Raw genomic sequence first — 18,540 nt, 5'->3', positions numbered from 1 at the left:
GACATTTTACTTTTCGGTATAAACGCCCGCCCTTTGGCGGGCGTTTTGCTGTTGCGCCTTTGCTAAAACTCAATTATGCATGTTCGTGCACGTTTATTCCTGTTTATGCATGAGTCCCGATGAACGATCATTTTGTCAGCGAGCGCCAGGCGCTCATCCTTGCGCAGTTGCGGCAAAGCGGCCGTGTGCTCGCACAGGATCTGGCGCAGAACTTCGGCGTTTCCGAAGACACGGTCCGCCGGGATCTGCGCGAGATGGCGGCACGTGGCGAATGCCTGCGCGTTTATGGCGGGGCTTTGCTTTCCGATAGCACGACGGTGCCGCTGAAGACGCGTATTGCCGAGGATGCCGACCGCAAGGCTTCGCTGGCGCGCGCAGCCATTCCACTTCTCGAGCCGGGCATGGTCGTTTTCATCGATGCTGGCTCCACCAATCTGGCCATCGCCAGAGCGATCCCCACCGGTCTTAACTTGACCGTGGTGACGAATACGCCGGCCATCGCCGCTGAACTGACGGGGCGGGCCGATATCGATCTGGTGCTGATCGGCGGCAAGGTCGATCCGGCCGTTGGCGCTGCGATCGACGCCATGGCTTTGCGGCAACTTGAATTGATGCGGCCCGATCTCTGTATTCTCGGCGTTTGCGGCGTCGCGGACGAGACCGGCCTTTCGGCGGATGTTTTCGAGGATGCCGTGTTCAAGCGGCTCGCCTGCAGCGCCAGCCAGCGGATTGTCGCCGCCGTTACCACGGAAAAGCTTGGCCACAGAGCGGCTTTTCACGTGCATGATTTTTCCCCGCCCCTTTCCCTGGTGCTCGAACATGATGCCGACCCGGCGCTGATCGAGGCGCTGTCGGCAAGAGGTGTACAGCTTCATTGCGGCGATGATGACGCCGTTCGATTTTCCCATGGTCAAGTCTGAAGGATATTGCCGATGAACGGCCCCACGACATTTTCGCCAACGGTGAAGCGCTCATCCTATCTGACGCGCCACAGGCTTGGTGTGTCCCTGCTGTTTTTGATGAACGGTTTCATGATGGGGTCCTGGGCCCCGAAGATTCCGGAGTTTGCGGCGCGTTTATCCCTAAGCGAAAGTGCGCTCGGCCTGATTATTCTGGTTTTTGGCATCGGTTCGCTGGTTTTCATGCCGATCGCCGGTTCCCAGATCGCCCGTTTCGGATCGCGCACGGTCAGTCTCGTGACGGCAGCGATCTTCCTGCCGACACTGCTTTTCATCTCCTGGGCAGGCACGATCTGGGCGGGAGTGATTGCGGTTTTCCTGTTTGGCGGTCTGACGGGAGCGATGGATGTGGCCATGAACGCCAATGCCGTGGCGGTCGAGCGTGACATGCGCCGCGCCATCATGTCGTCGTGTCATGCCTTCTGGAGCCTCGGCGGCCTGATCGGTGCCGGTCTTGGCGGTTACCTCATCACGGCAATCGGCGTTCAGGGTCACGCGATTGCACTGACAATTATCGCCCTTGTCCTGCTGGTCATTGCATGGCCGCGCGTTCTTGCGGATCGTCCCCATGCGGAAGAGGAGCGCCCGAAGGGCGGCCTGCCGATGACACCCCTGCCGTGGATCATCGGCCTGATGGCGTTGTTTTCGATGATCCCGGAAGGTGCGATCCTCGATTGGGGTGCTCTTTATCTGCGCAACGAACTCGGTGCTTCCGTCTCGCAGTCCGGTTTCGCCTTCGCTGCATTTTCCATGACCATGGCGATCATGCGTTTTGCCGGCGATCTGGTGCGCGACAGGTTCGGGGCCGTCCGGACCCTGCGTTTCTGCTCGGTCATGTCGATCACCGGTCTTCTGATTGCCGGTCTTGCGGGAAATTCCACTTTCGTGATTATCGGTTTCGCCATTGCCGGTATCGGTATTTCCAACATGGTTCCGATCGCCTTTTCGGCAGCGGGCAACATGCCCGGGCTGGCACCCGGCATCGGCCTGTCAGTCGTCACCACCATGGGTTATTCCGGCATTCTGGTAGCGCCCTCGGCCATCGGCTTCATTGCCGAACATACCGGCCTTGCCAGCGTCTTTCTCGCTCTGCCGTTGCTGCATGTGGTGGTTTTGCTGCTTTCGCGGCTTGCCCGGCACGCGGATGGTGCGGGCAAGGAATAGGCGTCTCGAATTTTGCCATGATTGCGGTAAAGTAGAAGCTCTTACGCGTTGGGTGTTGACAAGGAGGCCCCCTTGTTTCACCTCAATTGCCAGACCTTGCCGCAAGCTCCAGAGACCGCCATGACGTCACACGCCGATTACGACCCAAAGCCCCGCCGCGCATCCGTCGCCGTCGACGTGGGCGGCGTCATCGTCGGGGGCGGCGCGCCCGTTGTCGTGCAATCCATGACCAATACCGACACGGCGGATATTGACGCCACCGTGCAGCAGGTGGCGGCGCTTTTCCAGGCTGGTTCGGAAATGGTGCGCATCACCGTTGACCGGGACGAGAGCGCCGCAGCCGTGCCGAAAATCCGCGAGCGGCTGCTGCGTCTTGGCATGGATGTGCCGTTGATCGGTGATTTCCACTATATCGGCCACAAGCTTCTGGCGGATCATCCGGCCTGTGCGGAAGCTCTGGCGAAGTATCGCATCAATCCCGGCAATGTCGGCTTCAAGGACAAGAAGGACAAGCAGTTCGGCGAAATAGTCGAAATGGCCATCCGCTACGACAAGCCGGTTCGCATCGGTGTGAACTGGGGATCGCTTGACCAGGAATTGCTGACGACGCTGATGGACAAGAACAAGGAGGAGGGTTTTCCGCTCTCCGCCCGTCAGGTCACCCGTGAGGCCATCGTCCAGTCGGCGCTGATCTCCGCCGAGCTTGCCGAAGAGATCGGCCTGCCGCGCAACCGCATCATCCTTTCTGCCAAGGTCAGCCAGGTGCAGGACCTGATCGCGGTTTATTCGATGCTGTCGGAGCGGTCCAACCACGCCCTGCATCTCGGGCTCACCGAAGCGGGCATGGGTTCCAAGGGCATCGTCGCCTCTTCTGCCGCCATGGGTTATGTGCTGCAGCATGGCATCGGTGACACGATCCGCGTTTCGCTGACGCCGGAGCCGAATGGCGACCGCACCCGCGAAGTCCAGGTGGCGCAGGAATTGCTGCAGGTCATGGGTTTTCGCCAGTTCATTCCGGTCGTTGCGGCATGTCCCGGCTGCGGGCGCACCACGTCCACCGTGTTTCAGGAACTTGCCCAGAACATTCAGAACGACATTCGCAAGAACATGCCGCTCTGGCGTGAAAAATATCCCGGCGTCGAGGCGCTCAATGTTGCCGTCATGGGCTGCATCGTGAATGGCCCCGGCGAAAGCAAACATGCCGATATCGGCATTTCGCTGCCCGGAACCGGCGAGAGCCCCGCCGCTCCAGTCTTCATCGACGGCGAAAAGGCCCTTACCCTGCGTGGGCCCAATATCGCCGCCGATTTTGAAGCGCTTGTGATCGATTACATCGAAAAGCGTTTTGGCCGGAAAGATGCGGCGGAGTAAAGAGTACCGTGAAACCGGAATTCCACTGTCATACCTCCTGAACCCTTCGGAGCATCAAACTACATGATCAAGAAAATTGCGATCGTTGCCCTTTGCGCGACCTATCTTTCCTCCTGCACCACCACCGACCCCTATACGGGCGAGCAGAAGATGTCGAACACGGCGGGCGGCGCCGGCATCGGCGCTGTCGTCGGTGCTCTCGGTGGTCTGGCTGTCGGCGGGTCGCCGACGGGTCGCCGTAACGCAGCCCTCATCGGTGCCGGTATCGGTGCGCTTGCCGGCGGCGCCATCGGTAATTACATGGATGGTCAGGAAGCCGAACTGCGCGCCCAGCTTCAGGGCACGGGCGTTTCGGTTAGCCGCCGTGGCGACAGCATCGTTCTCAACATGCCGTCGAACATCACCTTCGCGACGGATCAGGATCAGGTCATTCCGCCGTTCTATCAGACGCTTGATTCCGTTGGCATCGTGCTGAACAAGTTCAACCGCACGCTGATCGACATCAATGGTCACACCGATTCCACCGGTAGCCCCGGCTACAATCAGGGCCTCTCGGAACGCCGTGCCGCCTCGGTTGCCAATTATCTTGGCGCACGCGGCGTCGATCAGCGCCGTATTTCGACGCTCGGCTTCGGTCCGTCGCAGCCGATCGCTTCGAATGCAACGCCGGATGGTCGCGCCCAGAACCGTCGCGTCGAAGTGCTGATTTCGCCGCTCAAGGGCTAAAGCGCACGTAGCTCTCCTACCGTCACCCCGGACTAGATCCGGGGTCCAGCGCGATCAAGTCCTTGATCGCGAAAGACTCCCGTCACGACGCAGACGCGCCGTGGCTGGATGCCGGATCTAGTCCGGCATGACGGAAGACGCTACGAGAACCTTGTCAGCTTTTTCGTTCAGCGATGAATCTTGCGGCCGCGATGAGAATCGCGGCCTTTTCGCCATAAGGGGCCAGGAGTTCGCCGGCTTCCGCCACCAGTTCCTGAAGCTTGCCGCGCGCCCAGTCCTCACCGCGCAGCGCCACCAGCGTTCCCTTGCCGCGTGCGGCGTCCTTGCCGGTTGCCTTGCCCATGGTGGCGGCATCGGCCGTCAGGTCGAGGAGATCGTCGGCAAGCTGGAAGGCGAGGCCGATCTTTTCACCGAAGAGGCGCAGTCTTTGCCTTTCGGAAATATCGCTGCCGGCGATGATCGCGCCGGCTTCGCAGGCGAAACGCAGCAGCGCACCGGTTTTCATAGCCTGCAATGTAACAATGCCTGCTTCGTCCGGAGCCTTCTTTTCCGCAGCGAGATCGAACGCCTGACCGCCGGCCATCCCGCCGATACCCGCTGCGCGGGCGAGTGACAGCACGAGAGCGGCCTTGCGATCTGCCGAGAGCGGATTTTCGTCCGACGCGATGATGTCGAAGGCGAGCGTCAGCAGGCTGTCGCCGGCGAGAATGGCGGTTGCCTCGTCGAATTTGCGATGCACGGTCGGCTGGCCGCGACGCAGATCGTCATCATCCATGGCTGGAAGATCGTCATGCACCAGCGAATAACAATGGAGGCATTCGAGTGCAGCACCGACATAAAGGGCAGCACCGGCATCTCCGCCCAAAAGGGCAGCGCTTTCAATGACGAGGAAAGGCCGCAGACGTTTGCCGCCGTTCAGCACACCATGACGCATGGCGTCGAGCAGGTTTTGCGGGCGCGTAATCTCATCCGCGCGCGCCTCTGCGGACAGCAGGCGACCAAGCAGGGATTCGGTCTTTGCCGCGTTATCGCGCAGCCGCGTTTCGAAATTCGTCATCTGAGCGTCCATGTCGCGCTCTTTGGCATGCCGCGCGGGGCCAGGCAACCTTTTCGTGATTCCTGAGGTCAACTGTTTGACCGGACTCGCCTTGAAGCCGGCAATGGAATATGAAAGGCTTCGATTGGTGCGGGGCTTTGACGAATATTGAGCAGTACGCCTGAAAGCGACGCAGATTACGCCGTGCTGGCGGAAGACCGGAGCAGTCCGAAGGTGGATTTTCGCACGTTGGCAAAGCGTATCTTCTTGACCTTGCTGGCATTGCTGATCCTGCCCTATCTGCTGATCCCGGTTTATGCGCTGCCTTTCATCCGGCCGGTCTCGACGCTGATGCTTGCCGATCTGGTGACCCTGCAGGGTTATGACCGGCGCTGGGTGCCTCTTGAGGATATTTCACCGCGCCTCGTTCAATCCGTGATGATGTCCGAGGACGGGCAATTCTGTTTCCATGGCGGCGTTGACTGGAACCAGATGCAGTCCGTCGTCAGCAATGCGCTCGACGGCGCCTCCACCCGCGGTGCCAGCACCATTCCGATGCAGACAGCCAAGAACCTGTTTTTATGGAACGGCCGTTCTTTCCTGCGCAAGGGGCTGGAACTGCCGCTGGCGATTGCGGCCGATTTCGTCTGGTCGAAAAAGCGTATGATGGAGATTTATCTCAACGTTGCCGAATGGGGGCCTGGCATTTACGGCATTGAGGCGGCGGCGCAACATCATTTCAAGGTGCCGGCTGCAAAGCTCAGTTCCCGTCAGGCAGCGCTGCTAGCCGTTTCCCTGCCCAATCCCATCGACCGTGTCGCCGGCAAGCCGGGTCGTGGCCTGCAAAGACTTGCCGGCCTTATAGAACGACGCGCCCGGGCCTCCGGGGCTTATGTCGGCTGCGTGCTGGACTGACGCCAGCCCGCTGCCTTAGCCCTTCTTGAAAATATAATCGGTTTCCTGACGCAGCGTTTCGCCCGGCCGAAGGATCGCGTGCGGAAAATCGGGGTGATTAACGGCGTCCGGCCATATCTGCGTTTCCAGACAAAAACCGGCAAAGGGGCCGTAGTGGCGGCCATCGAGACCCGCAACAGGAACGTTCAGCTTGAAGGCCGAATAGAATTGCACGCCGGGTTCGGTGGTGTGAACCTCAAGGGCGATATCGGAGGCGGGCGAATAGGCGCGGGCAACCTTGCGCTTGGCGCGACGCTCTGGCGAAAGGCAGAAATTGTGGTCGTAGAGAACCTGTTCGCCATTTTCCTTGCGCCGCATCGGCGTCGGGTGTCGCAGGTCGAAGACGGTGCCCTCGACGGAGCGTATTTCGCCGGTCGGTATCTGCTTGTCGTTGGTCGGCAGGTAAAAGTCGGCGGCGATGCTGATCTCGTGCCCAAGTGCGGTATCCGCGCCATCGAGATTGAAATAGGAGTGCTGGCAGACATTGGCGATGGTCGGCTTGTCAGTCACCGTTTCATAGACCACCGAAAGCACGCCGCCGTCGCGGATCGTATAGGTGGCGGTAACAGTGCAATTGCCGGGATAACCGGCGCGGCCATCGGGATCGATGATCTGCAGAACCGCATGGCTTTCGCCATGTTCCATCAGCATCCAGTTGCGTTTGCCCATGCCGTCGCTGCCGCCATGCAGGTGGCTGACGCCTTTTTCGTTCAGTTCCAGCTGGTATTCGTGCCCGTCGATCGAGAATTTGCCATCACCGATACGGTTGGCATTCCGGCCGGGGGTGGCGCCGAAATAGGACGAATATTTGTAGTCCTCGAAGGTATCGAAGCCGAGGACGAGCGGCGGCTGGTGGCCCTCAAGGCGCAGATCCTGAATGACCGCTCCCCAGGTGATAACCTTGGCCGTCAAGCCGCCCTTCGAGATGGTGACGCGCTCGACCTTTTCGCCGGTCGCCGTGAAACCGAAATTCTCCCGTGCCGCCGCGTCGCTCATGGCGTCCTTCTCCCGATATCTTTGAATTGCCGGCGGACGTTGCGTCATTTTCCGGCAATTCGCAATCCCGCAATTTACGCGGCGATTTCCCCGATGGATTCGAGATCGTAGGGCGTCGTCTGGTATATCTCGTTGATCCAGTTGCCAAAAAACAGATGGGCATGGCTGCGCCAGCGGTTGAGCGGGGCTAGTTCCGGATCATTGTGCGGAAAATAATCATGCGGCAGCTTGATAGGCACGCCGGCATTCGCATCGCGGAAATATTCATCCGAAAGCGAAGTGGAATCATATTCGACGTGGTTGAACATGTAGAGACGGTTGCCCGCTTTCTCATGCACCAGGCACACGCCCATTTCCTCTGACTCCATCAGGATTTCGAGCTCGGGGTGTTTTTCAATGTCAGTGCGGCGCACTTCCGTCCAGCGTGAGACCGGAACCTGGAAATCGTCCGAAAAGCCGTTCAGATAGATCGATGAAGGGCAGAGATTGCGGTGACGATAAACACCGAAAGCCTTTTCCTTCAGTTCGTATTTCGGCACACCGTGGAAATGGTAGATGGCGGCCATCGCGCCCCAGCAGACGTTCAGTGTCGAATGGACGTTGGTTTGCGTCCAGTCGAAAATCTTTTGCATCTCGTCCCAGTAGGTGACGTCTTCATAGTCCAGCATTTCGATCGGCGCGCCGGTGATGATGAAGCCGTCGAACTTGCGGTGGCGCACTTCCTCCCAGGTCTCGTAGAAAGACAGAAGGTGCTCTTCCGGCGTATTCTTGGCGCGGTGGCCGCCGATGCGTATCAGAGAAAACTCCACCTGCAGCGGCGAAGCACCGACGAGGCGCGCCATCTGCACTTCCGTCTTGATCTTGTTCGGCATGAGATTGAGAAGCCCGATCTGGAGCGGGCGGATATCCTGCCGGATGGCCGCCGTTTCAGTCATGACCCGCACACCCTCATGAACGAGGGTGTCGAAGGCGGGAAGCGTATCGGGAATCTTGATCGGCATGTCGAACTCTCTTTTCGGATGACGTAAAGAACGTTGCGAAAACAAAAAAACCGGCAGCGAAATCGCAGCCGGTCCCAGGAAATTGCCTTTTTCCTCGACCCTTTAGCGACTTCTTTAAAGTGGCTGCAAGCCGGTCGGCAAATCACCACTGAGGCGTTTCATAATCCTGAAGCCGACGAAAATCAATATCGGCTGATTTCGTCGGGTTTCTGCCTTTCCATTTTTGCCTGAGGTGCGATAAGGCAGGGCATGGATAGAGAACGCTTCACCATTCTGCTTGGCGGCGATGTGACGGTTACCGACCGCCTGAAGCTGGCGGTTGCGAACAGCCGTGTGATCGCGGCCGATGGCGGCATGCGCCATGCTGCACCGCTTGATCTTACGCCAGAGCTCTGGGTGGGAGATTTCGATTCCGCCAGCACGGAGCTGCTCAGCTCCTGGCCAAATGTGGAGCGCCAACCTTACCCGGCCGCAAAGGCCGTGACCGATGGCGAGATCGCAGTCTCGGGGGCTCTCGCCCGCGGCGCGGGTTCGCTGGTGCTCGTTGGTGCACTCGGCGGGGCGAGAAGCGACCATGCGCTTCAGCATCTTCTTTACGCGGTGGCGCTTGCTGAGCGTGGTCTAGACGTTACGCTGACCTCCGGCGAAGAGGAGGCTCGCCCGCTTGTTGCCGGTTCCCTCGATATCGATCTGCCGCCCGCTTCGCTGTTTTCCGTTGCCGGGCTCACCGCTCTTACGGGGCTTGATATCGGCAATGTGCGTTATCCGCTCAAGGATTTCGCGCTTGCTTTCGGCTCCTCCCGCACTATTTCCAATGTCGCGAATGGCGGGCTCGTGCATTTCTCGCTGAAAAGCGGAAAAGCCATCGTGCTCGCCCGCCCTTATGATCTGACCGGAGCCTGACGCCTTGGCACCCCCAATTTTGAAACTCGATGACATCAAGCTGACTTTCGGCGTGACCCCGCTGCTCGATGGCGCCAATCTTCAGGTGGAGCCGGGCGACCGCATCTGCCTTGTCGGGCGCAACGGTTCCGGCAAGTCGACCCTGATGAAGATCGCCGCAGGTCTCGTCGAAGCGCAGTCAGGCGAGGTTTTCCGCCACCCCTCCGCCACCATCCGCTATCTGGAACAGGCACCGGATTTTGCCGGTTACGATACCGTGCAGGCCTATGCCGAGGCGGGGCTCGGGCCGGGAGACGATGCCTATCGTGTCACTTATCTTCTCGAGCATCTCGGCCTGACCGGACAGGAACATCCGGAAAGCCTTTCCGGCGGCGAAGCGCGGCGCGCGGCTCTTGCCCGCGTTATGGCGCCCGAGCCCGATATTCTGATGCTGGACGAGCCGACCAACCATCTGGACCTGCCCACCATCGAATGGCTTGAAGGCGAATTGCAGCAGACGCGCAGCGCGTTGGTGCTGATTTCGCACGATAGGCGTTTTCTGGAGAAGGTCTCCACCTCGACCGTGTGGCTCGATCGCGGCCAGTCGCGCCGTCTCAATCGCGGCTTTGCGCATTTCGAGGAATGGCGTGACAAGGTGTTGGAAGAGGAAGAACTGGAGCAGCACAAGCTCGGTAAGGCCATCGAGCGCGAAGAACACTGGATGCGTTATGGCGTGACTGCCAGACGCAAGCGCAACATGCGCCGCGTGGGCGAGCTTCAGGCCATGCGCGCGGAATATCGCGGTCACAAGGGACCGCAGGGCGCGGTGCAGGCGACGGCTTCGGACGTGCGGGAATCCGGCAAGCTGGTCATCGAGGCCGAGGCCATCACCAAGTCTTATGGCGAGCGCGTGATAATCGCACCGTTTTCGCTGCGGGTGCATCGTGGCGATTGCATCGGTCTCGTCGGCCCGAATGGTGCGGGCAAGACCACGCTTCTGAAGATGCTGACCGGACAGCTTGAGCCGGACAGCGGCACGGTGAAGCTCGGCACCAATCTCGAGATAGCGACGCTTGACCAGAAGCGCGAAGATCTCAATCCAAACGATACGCTTGCCCATTACCTCACCGACGGGCGAGGCGATAATCTGCTGGTCAACGGCGAACTGAAACATGTGACGGGCTACATGAAGGACTTCCTGTTCCAGCCGGAACAGGCCCGCACGCCGATCCGCAACCTTTCCGGTGGTGAGCGCGCCCGTCTTATTCTGGCGCGCATTCTGGCAAGGCCGACCAATCTGCTCATCCTCGACGAGCCGACCAACGATCTCGATATCGAAACGCTCGATCTGTTGCAGGAAATCGTTGCGGGCTTTTCGGGCACCGTCATCCTCGTCAGCCACGACCGCGATTTTCTCGACCGTACCGTTACTTCCACCATTGCGCCCGCCAATCCGGACCAGCCGGATGGACGCTGGATCGAATATGCCGGTGGCTATTCGGACATGATGGCGCAGCGCAAGGGTGCGGCGGAAGAAAAACGCAAGGCGGAGAAGCAGGAAAGGGCGAAGGCCGCACCTTCCGCTTCCGCGTCGCAGGACCCTTCAAAGGCCAAGGCCAAGCTTTCCTTCAAGCAGAAATTTGCGCTCGAAAATCTTCCCAAGGAAATGGAAAAGGCGCAGGGCGAAATCGCAAAACGCGAGCAGCGCATGGCCGATCCCAATCTCTTTGCCAAGGATCCGGCTGCCTTCAACACGCTGGCGCAGGAAATGACGAAGCTGCGCGAAAAGCTCGAAGCCATGGAAGAAGAATGGCTGGAGCTGGAGATGCTGCGCGAGGAAATTGAGGGGTGACTGCGGTCGCGATTTCTTGACTAAGGTCTCATCCGCCTTTGACAGGGAGGCGGAATTGCCGTTTCCTGTGCGGGTTCGGAGGAGTTCAGAAAATGCGCATGATCTTCGTCAATCTGCCGGTCAAGAATATCGAGACATCCAGAAGCTTCTTCACGGCTCTCGGTTTCAGCTTCAATCCGGAATATTCGGATGACCGCACGCTTTGCATGATCGTTGAGGAGAACATCTTCGTGATGCTTCTCCAGGAAGAGCGTTTTCGTGATTTCATCAATGGCGATATCGCCGATGCGACGCGCAGCACCGAGGTGCTGACCTGTCTGACGGCGGGAAGCCGCGAGGAAATCGACCGGATGATCGCAACGGCGCTTGCCTCCGGTGGCAGCGACTGGAAACCCGTGCAGGATCACGGCTTCATGTATGCCGGCAGCTTTCAGGATCCGGACGGTCACGTCTGGGAACTGGTCCATATGACGGCGCAGGGCTGACGGCAGCCATCTTGCCAATCAGAGACGGCGGGACTACATCATCATCATGATCTAACGGGGTGTCTTTTGTGCTTGCGTGCAAAAGGCTGAGAGGCTTGCCAACCCGAAGAACCTGATCCGGTTCATACCGGCGGAGGGATTAGACGGCTTCAAGGCAAGCGGCTATTTCCCTTTTTGTTATGAGGAGATACCCGTGCGCCGTCGTCTTTTCCCGAGTTTTCTCGTTGCCGCTTCGCTGTTTCTGCCAGGTCCTGCCGCTGCGCAGGATAAACAGGAACTGACCGTCTACACCTATGAAAGCTTCGTTTCCGAATGGGGTCCCGGCCCCAAGGTGAAGGAAGCCTTCGAGAAGGTCTGCGGATGCACGCTCAATTTCGTTGGCGTGGCGGATGGTGTTGCGCTTCTCAACCGTCTGAAGCTTGAAGGCGCAGGGTCCAAGGCGGACGTCGTCGTTGGTCTCGACACCAATCTGGTCGCGGAAGCGAAACAGACCGGTCTCTTTGATGTCAGCGGCATCGATGTATCGGCGGCCAAGGTGCCGGGCGGTTACAAGGACGATGTTTTCGTGCCCTACGACTACGGGCATTTTGCCGTCATCTATGACACGCAGACGGTGAAGAACCCGCCGACGAGTCTCAAGGACCTCGTGGAAGGCGACCCCTCGCAGAAGATCGCCATTCAGGACCCGCGCACTTCCACGCCGGGGCTTGGCCTGCTGCTCTGGGTAAAGTCGGTTTATGGCGACAAGGCCCCGGAAGCCTGGGCGAAGCTCAGAAAGCGCATCCTCACCGTCACGCCGGGCTGGTCGGAATCCTATGGCCTCTTCACCAAGGGTGAGGTTCCGATGGTGCTCTCCTACACCACGTCGCCTGCCTATCACATGGTCTCGGAAAAGACCGATCGCTATCAGGCCGCGGCTTTTTCCGAGGGGCACTACATCCAGATCGAGGTTTCCGGCCTTCTCAAAAACGCGCCGCATAAGGAACTGGCGAAGCAGTTCCTCGCTTTCACGCTGACATCAGGATTTCAGGATGCCATTCCGGAAAACAACTGGATGATGCCGGTCGCTGAAACGTCCAAGCCTCTGCCCGAGGCGTTCTCCAAACTCGTCGTGCCGCAGAAGACATTCCTGATGGACCCGGAAGAGGTGGCGAAGAACCGCAAGGCCTGGATCGACGAATGGCTTGCAGCCATGAGCATGAATTGAGGAAGAGGCAAGCCCGCGCATGATGCTGCGTCGCGACTACAGGTGGTCGATCATCGCCGGAACGGCGGCCTTTGCCGCCGTTTTCCTGTTCATGGCGCTCGCTGTCGCGACCCTTCTGTCTTTCGATGCCGGTGCACCCGCCGCCGGCATCATGGATGCCTATACGCTGCGCATCCTGCGTTTCACGCTTTATCAGGCAACGCTGTCCACCGTTCTATCGATCCTTCTAGGCCTGCCGGTGGCGCTGGCGCTCTCCCGCCGACAAGATTTTCCGGGGCGGATATGGATCATCCGGCTAATGGCGGTGCCGATGGGGCTGCCGGTCATTGTCGGCGCCTTCGGCATCATCGCCATCTGGGGCAGGCAGGGTGTTTTGAATACGGCCCTTGTTTTTGCAGGTGCGGATGAGCCCTTCAGTATTTATGGCCTTTCCGGCATCCTCATCGCGCATGTGTTTTTCAATCTGCCGCTCGCGGTGCGGCTGATGCTGGCCGGGCTGGAGCGCATTCCGGGCGAATATTGGCGCATGGCCGCGAGCCTTGGCATGGGGCCGGTTGCGGTTTTCCGTTTCATCGAATGGCCGACGGTCTCGCGGCTTGTTCCCGGCATTGCCGGGCTTGTCTTCATGCTGTGCGCCACCAGCTTCACGCTCGTGCTTCTGCTGGGCGGCGGGCCAGCGGCAACGACACTGGAAGTGACGATCTATCAGGCGCTGCGGTTCGATTTCGATCCGCAGCGGGCGATTGCGCTTTCGGTTCTGCAGATTGCTCTCACGGCGATCCTGCTCGGCCTTCTTGCCTTTTTGCCATCGCCCGAGGCGGAAATTGCCTCGCTTGGCCGTCCCCTTCGCCGTTTCGACGGCAAGGGCGCTGGCGCCCGTCTTTGGGATGGGATGGCCATCGCTTTTGCGGTTCTGCTGATTGGCTTGCCGCTTGTCGCCATAACAGTCTCAGGGTTGGGGGCAGATTTGACGCGTCTTCTGTCGGCGTCGATCTTCCTGCGCGCGGCGGCGACCAGCCTTGCAATCGCCCTGCTTTCAGCAACTCTCGTCGTGCTCTGCTGCTTCGCAATCATAAATGCGCGCCAGGCTGTGGCTTCCGGACGGCATGCAGCCCGACCGCTGCGATTTCTGTCCAACACGCTCGGGGCGGGGTCTTCGCTTGTGTTGCTGGTGCCGCCCGTCGTGCTGGGAAGCGGGTGGTTCCTGCTGTTGCGGGTGTTCGGCGATGTCAGCTTTTATGCTCCCGTTCTGGTGGCGCTGATCAACATGCTGATGGCGCTGCCGCTTGCCATGCGGGTGCTGGAGCCAGCCTTCACCAGCCATTTTTTACGCACGTCTCGGCTCTCCGCCAGCCTTGGGCTTCAGGGACTAACGCGGCTGCGGTTTGCCGATCTGCCGGTTCTGCGGCGGCCTTTACTCATGGCGTTTTCCTTTGCCATGGCCCTCTCGCTCGGCGATCTCGGGGCGGTTGCCCTGTTCGGTTCGGAAAGTTTCGTGACCTTGCCATGGCTGGTCTATAGCAATATGGGCAGCTACCGCACCAATGATGCCGCCGGATACGCATTCATTCTTGGCATCGTCTGCCTGCTGCTTGCCGCCGGCGGTGTTTCACGGCAATCGCAATCAGCAAGGGCGAGCATATGACGGGCGATGAATTTGCCGTGGGGCTGGACAAGGTCACGCTGAGGCTTGGAACGCAGGATTTCGATCTTGATTGCACCTTCCCGCAAGGCCAGATGACGGCCGTGGTCGGGGCCTCCGGTTCGGGAAAGTCGACGCTCCTCAATCTCATCGCTGGTTTCGAGGTTCCCGATTCCGGGCGCGTCCTGATCGGCGGGCAGGACATGAAGGCGCTCGATCCTTCCGAAAGGCCGGTTTCATCGATCTTCCAGGACAATAATCTTTTCGCCCATCTCGATATCTTCACCAATGTCGCGCTCGGCATCAGCCCCGGGCTGAAACTGCGGGCGGAAGACCGGCAGAGGATCGACGTGGCGCTTACACGCGTGGGACTTGCCGGTTTTGACAAACGTTTGCCCGGAACGCTTTCCGGCGGGGAAAGGCAGAGGGCGGCGCTGGCGCGTGCGCTGGTCCGGAAAAAACCGGTCATGCTGCTCGACGAACCTTTCGCGGCCCTCGATCCGGGGTTGCGGGCGGGCATGGCCTCTCTGCTTCTGGACTTGCATGCTGAAACAAAAAACACGGTGATTATTGTCACCCACCATCCCGAAGACATAAAAAAGCTGGCGCAGCGGGTGGTTTTTCTTGATCGTGGCCGGGTCGTCTACACTGGCGCGACCGCAGATTTCTTCGCCACACAAAATGTGAAGGCGGTGGAGAGTTTTCTGAACGGCTGATCGCCTTATTTTCGACGCGCCTCGCTGGCAATCGCTTTAGATGACTTCAATGGCGCTAATTTGCACTTGCCAGTTTCAAGTTGTTGCCCGAGAAAAGACGAGAATTATTGCGTTCTTCAGGAATATTCCGGACTTGATGGATCGTTTTTACCGTTTCGGCATTCATGGCTCGTTGGGGCGAATCTGTTATTCTGGTCTGCAATTAACGGATGATCAGGAACGTTAGGGGCAGGCATAGAGAATGAGAAATAGCATGACTGCACAGGGGAGGCTCTTCTCCCGTTCAGGCCTTAGCCGTTCGGGCAGGATGGCTGCCGCGTGGTCTTTGCTGACGGCGTCCGCTGTGCTCCTGTCGTCGTGCCAGTCTCTCTTCAGCCCGGCCTACCAGTCCACCTTGCGCCCCTCGGACAATCCGCAGACCGTGGAAGAGGTGCAGAAGAACGATCCCCGTGCCCAGATGGGGGCGCGTGAACATCCGCGTATCGTGGCGAGTTACGGCGGTGAATATCGTGACGCGAAGACGGAGCGGCTCGTCGCGCGCATCGCGGGTGCTTTGACAGCCGTTTCGGAAAACCCGCAGCAGTCCTACCGCATCACCATCCTCAATTCGCCTGCCATCAACGCCTTTGCGCTGCCGGGCGGTTATCTCTACGTGACGCGCGGGCTTCTCGCGCTCGCCAACGATGCCTCGGAAGTCGCAGCCGTGCTGTCGCACGAGATGGGCCATGTCACCGCAAACCACGGTATCGAGCGCCAGCGCCGGGAAGAGGCGGAGGTGATTGCGAGCCGCGTGGTTGCCGAGGTGCTGTCGAGCGATCTTGCCGGCAAGCAGGCGCTTGCACGTGGCAAGCTGCGGCTCGCGGCCTTTTCGCGTCAGCAGGAATTGCAGGCGGATGTGATTGGCGTGCGCATGTTGGGTGAGGCCGGTTACGACCCCTTCGCATCGCCGCGTTTTCTGGATTCCATGGCCGCCTATGCGCGTTTTTCCTCGGCCGATCCGGAAAACGACCAGAGCCTCGACTTCCTTTCGAGCCACCCCAACACGCCGCAGCGCATCGAGCTTGCGCGCCGGCACGCCCGCGCCTTTGGCCAGGAGGGCCAGGTCGGGGATCGTGGGCGCGACTGGTTTCTGGATGGCATAGACGGCCTGCTTTATGGCGACAGCCCGCAGGAAGGGTACGTCAGGGGCCAGACGTTCCTCCACGGAACGCTCGGAATCCGCTTCGACGTGCCGGAAGGTTTCGTCATCGACAACAAGGTGGAGGCGGTGCTTGCAACGGGGCCGGGCGATATGGCGATCCGTTTCGACGGCGTGGCCGACCCGAAGCAGACCACCCTTGCAAATTATCTGACCAGCGGCTGGGTTGCCGGCCTGATACCGGAAACCGTGAAGGAAACGCAGATCAACGGTCTGGAAGCCGCTACAGCCCGGGCGACCGCCGACAAATGGGATTTCGACGTGACCGTCATTCGTGTCGGGCAACAGATATTCCGTTTCCTGACGGCGGTGCCGAAGGGCAATGCGCAGCTTGATTCAATCGCCAACGTGCTGCGCACAAGCTTCCGCAAGATGACTCCGTCGGAGATCGCTTCACTGAAGCCGCTGCGGGTGCGGGTGGTGACGGTGAAGTCCGGTGAAACCGTGGCGACGATCGCCGCGCGGATGATGGGGACCGACCGGAAGCTCGACATGTTCCGCATGATCAATGCGATGAGCGCCACCGCCACGCTTCAGCCCGGCCAGCGGGTGAAGATCATTTCGGAATAAAGCTCAAAGAAAAACCCCGGATCGCTCCGGGGTTTGCTGTTCAAGCCGTCGTCCGGCAATTATTGCCACTCACGCACATCGACAAAATGACCTGCGATGGCCGCTGCCGCCGCCATGGCGGGAGAGACGAGGTGAGTGCGGCTCTTGTAACCCTGACGGCCTTCGAAGTTGCGGTTCGAGGTGGAGGCACAGCGTTCGCCGGGCTTCAAGCGGTCGTCATTCATGGCAAGGCACATCGAGCATCCCGGTTCGCGCCATTCAAAACCGGCTTCGAGGAAGATCTTGTCCAGACCTTCCTTCTCCGCCTGTTCCTTCACGAGACCGGAGCCGGGCACAATCATGGCTGAAACGGTGGGAGCCACCTTGCGGCCATCGACGATCTTCGCGGCTGCACGCAAATCCTCGATGCGACCATTGGTGCAGGAACCGATGAAGACGCGATCGATGGCAATATCGGTGATGCGTGTGCCGGGTTTCAGGCCCATATAATCCAGCGCACGCCACTTGGACGTGCGCTTGTTTTCTTCCTCGATATCATCCGGATTGGGAACGATGCCCTCTACGGAAGTCACGTCCTCAGGTGACGAACCCCAGGAGACGATCGGCGGCAGGTTGGCCGCGTCGAGCACTACGACCTTGTCATAGTGGGCGCCTTCGTCGGATTTCAGCGTTTTCCAATAGGCGATGGCCTGTTCCAGCGTCTCACCCTGCGGTGCGCGCGGCTTGCCCTTGATGTAATCGAAGGTGGTCTCATCCGGTGCGATCAGACCGGCGCGGGCTCCGCCCTCGATGGTCATGTTGCAAACCGTCATGCGGCCTTCCATGGAGAGTGACCGGATCGCCTCGCCTGCAAATTCGATCACATGGCCGGTTCCACCCGCCGTGCCGATCTCACCGATGATGGCGAGGATGATGTCCTTGGCGGTAACGCCATCCGGAACCTTGCCATCGACACGCACCAGCATGTTCTTGGCCTTCTTCTGGATCAACGTCTGGGTCGCCAGAACATGCTCCACTTCAGACGTGCCGATACCATGCGCCAGCGCGCCGAAAGCGCCGTGTGTGGAGGTGTGGCTGTCGCCGCAGACGATCGTCATGCCCGGCAGGGTAAAGCCCTGTTCAGGGCCGACGATGTGGACGATGCCCTGGCGCTTGTCACGCTCGGAATAATATTCGACACCGAAATCCCTGGCGTTCTGCGCAAGCGCTTCCACCTGGATGCGGCTTTCTTCATTCTTGATGCCTTCCAGCCGGTCGGCTGTGGTGGGCACGTTATGATCAACGACAGCGAGTGTGCGGGTGGGCGAATGGACCGGTCGACCGGCGATGCGCAGGCCTTCGAAGGCCTGCGGGCTCGTCACCTCATGGACCAGGTGACGGTCGATATAGAGAAGACAGGTCCCGTCCGGATCACGATTGACGACGTGGTCGTCCCAGATCTTGTCATAGAGGGTGCGGGGCAGGGTGCTGGATGCGCTCATGGCTCTATTGCCTTGTCATGGAAAAGGTAAATCAGGGTTCAATACGGCGGTGGACAGCGTGGTGCTGTCAGGCGAGCCTAAGTCGGCTGTTGAGCGCCCCGGAAATGCGCGCGAAAAATCGTGCCGGCAGACGCTTGTGGTCCTGCAGCACATATACATTCTGCGCGAGACATCCGAATTTAGATCCCATGGCGGTCTTCATAGCAGATTGCCGGTTTCGCGGCAATATGAATGCACGCCGACCGTAAAACGCTGACGCGGCGACTTAAATGTGCGCCGCACCATCTGTTTGCGACCCTG

At 59.7% G+C, this 18,540-nt stretch carries 16 protein-coding genes and 2 riboswitches; of the genes, 12 read left to right on the top strand and 4 right to left on the bottom strand.

Translation table 11 applies throughout. The annotated features are described in order from the left end of the window. Window positions 1-119 precede the first annotated feature (119 nt). The 4 genes from JZY08_RS13030 (at window position 120) to JZY08_RS13015 (ending at window position 4,220) form a co-directional block, all read left to right on the top strand. Window positions 120-920 carry a DeoR/GlpR family DNA-binding transcription regulator gene (locus tag JZY08_RS13030; protein WP_216330370.1) on the top strand — a complete coding sequence of 267 codons (801 nt, stop codon included), beginning with the start codon at window positions 120-122 and terminating at the stop codon, window positions 918-920. Between the two features lie 12 nt (window positions 921-932). After that, on the top strand, window positions 933-2,123 hold the full coding sequence (locus JZY08_RS13025) for an MFS transporter (protein ID WP_003492552.1): 1,191 nt from the start codon (window positions 933-935) through the stop codon (window positions 2,121-2,123). Between the two features lie 120 nt (window positions 2,124-2,243). Beyond that, window positions 2,244-3,494 carry a flavodoxin-dependent (E)-4-hydroxy-3-methylbut-2-enyl-diphosphate synthase gene (gene ispG, locus JZY08_RS13020; protein ID WP_035241238.1) on the top strand — a complete coding sequence of 417 codons (1,251 nt, stop codon included), beginning with the start codon at window positions 2,244-2,246 and terminating at the stop codon, window positions 3,492-3,494. Window positions 3,495-3,557: 63 nt separating this feature from the next. Beyond that, window positions 3,558-4,220 carry an OmpA family protein gene (locus JZY08_RS13015; RefSeq protein WP_003492547.1) on the top strand — a complete coding sequence of 221 codons (663 nt, stop codon included), beginning with the start codon at window positions 3,558-3,560 and terminating at the stop codon, window positions 4,218-4,220. Between the two features lie 154 nt (window positions 4,221-4,374). On the opposite strand, the gene JZY08_RS13010 is transcribed toward JZY08_RS13015, so the two are convergent. After that, the gene (locus JZY08_RS13010; protein ID WP_003492544.1) at window positions 4,375-5,289 is read right to left on the bottom strand and encodes a polyprenyl synthetase family protein; all 915 of its coding nucleotides are present in this window, start codon (window positions 5,287-5,289) and stop codon (window positions 4,375-4,377) included. Between the two features lie 171 nt (window positions 5,290-5,460). Here JZY08_RS13010 and mtgA point away from each other — a divergent pair, with 171 nt between their 5' ends. Then, window positions 5,461-6,171: a monofunctional biosynthetic peptidoglycan transglycosylase gene (gene mtgA, locus JZY08_RS13005; protein WP_003492542.1), complete on the top strand. Its 711-nt coding sequence runs from the start codon at window positions 5,461-5,463 to the stop codon at window positions 6,169-6,171. Between the two features lie 15 nt (window positions 6,172-6,186). Here the strand turns inward: mtgA and JZY08_RS13000 are convergent, their stop codons facing one another. Both JZY08_RS13000 and metA read right to left on the bottom strand, forming a co-directional pair. Then, window positions 6,187-7,206, bottom strand: a complete 1,020-nt coding sequence (locus JZY08_RS13000; RefSeq protein WP_082183163.1) for an aldose epimerase family protein — start codon at window positions 7,204-7,206, stop codon at window positions 6,187-6,189. 74 nt (window positions 7,207-7,280) lie between these two features. Further along, window positions 7,281-8,207, bottom strand: a complete 927-nt coding sequence (gene metA, locus JZY08_RS12995) for a homoserine O-succinyltransferase (RefSeq protein WP_082183160.1) — start codon at window positions 8,205-8,207, stop codon at window positions 7,281-7,283. 82 nt (window positions 8,208-8,289) lie between these two features. Beyond that, window positions 8,290-8,366: riboswitch (SAM riboswitch) on the bottom strand. Window positions 8,367-8,456: 90 nt separating this feature from the next. Between metA and JZY08_RS12990 the strand changes: the two genes are divergently transcribed. From JZY08_RS12990 to JZY08_RS12960, 7 genes are all read left to right on the top strand, one after another. After that, window positions 8,457-9,110 (top strand): thiamine diphosphokinase, encoded by a 654-nt coding sequence (locus JZY08_RS12990; RefSeq protein ID WP_216330369.1) that lies wholly within the window; start codon window positions 8,457-8,459, stop codon window positions 9,108-9,110. Between the two features lie 4 nt (window positions 9,111-9,114). After that, a complete protein-coding gene (locus tag JZY08_RS12985) occupies window positions 9,115-10,941 on the top strand; it encodes an ABC-F family ATP-binding cassette domain-containing protein (protein ID WP_216330368.1) in 1,827 nt (608 codons plus the stop codon). A gap of 92 nt (window positions 10,942-11,033) precedes the next feature. Continuing rightward, complete coding sequence (locus tag JZY08_RS12980) at window positions 11,034-11,426, top strand: VOC family protein (protein ID WP_003492532.1); 393 nt, start codon at window positions 11,034-11,036, stop codon at window positions 11,424-11,426. A 45-nt stretch (window positions 11,427-11,471) separates the two neighbouring features. After that, window positions 11,472-11,582: riboswitch (TPP riboswitch) on the top strand. A gap of 37 nt (window positions 11,583-11,619) precedes the next feature. Next, entirely contained in the window at window positions 11,620-12,633 is a 1,014-nt protein-coding gene (thiB, locus tag JZY08_RS12975) for a thiamine ABC transporter substrate binding subunit (protein WP_216330367.1), read from the top strand. Between the two features lie 19 nt (window positions 12,634-12,652). Beyond that, entirely contained in the window at window positions 12,653-14,278 is a 1,626-nt protein-coding gene (gene thiP, locus JZY08_RS12970; RefSeq protein ID WP_216330366.1) for a thiamine/thiamine pyrophosphate ABC transporter permease ThiP, read from the top strand. After that, window positions 14,275-14,991, top strand: coding sequence for an ATP-binding cassette domain-containing protein (locus JZY08_RS12965; protein WP_216330365.1), 717 nt, complete (start codon window positions 14,275-14,277; stop codon window positions 14,989-14,991). The genes thiP and JZY08_RS12965 overlap by 4 nt, the downstream gene beginning before the upstream one ends. A gap of 307 nt (window positions 14,992-15,298) precedes the next feature. Continuing rightward, window positions 15,299-16,759: a M48 family metalloprotease gene (locus JZY08_RS12960; protein ID WP_003492523.1), complete on the top strand. Its 1,461-nt coding sequence runs from the start codon at window positions 15,299-15,301 to the stop codon at window positions 16,757-16,759. Window positions 16,760-16,818: 59 nt separating this feature from the next. Here the strand turns inward: JZY08_RS12960 and leuC are convergent, their stop codons facing one another. Continuing rightward, complete coding sequence (leuC, locus tag JZY08_RS12955; RefSeq protein WP_003492521.1) at window positions 16,819-18,240, bottom strand: 3-isopropylmalate dehydratase large subunit; 1,422 nt, start codon at window positions 18,238-18,240, stop codon at window positions 16,819-16,821. Window positions 18,241-18,540 lie beyond the last annotated feature (300 nt).

This window comes from Rhizobium sp. X9 (assembly GCF_018873185.1).
GTDB lineage: Bacteria > Pseudomonadota > Alphaproteobacteria > Rhizobiales > Rhizobiaceae > Agrobacterium > Agrobacterium oryzihabitans.
This window is presented reverse-complemented; position numbering and strand designations above follow the sequence as displayed.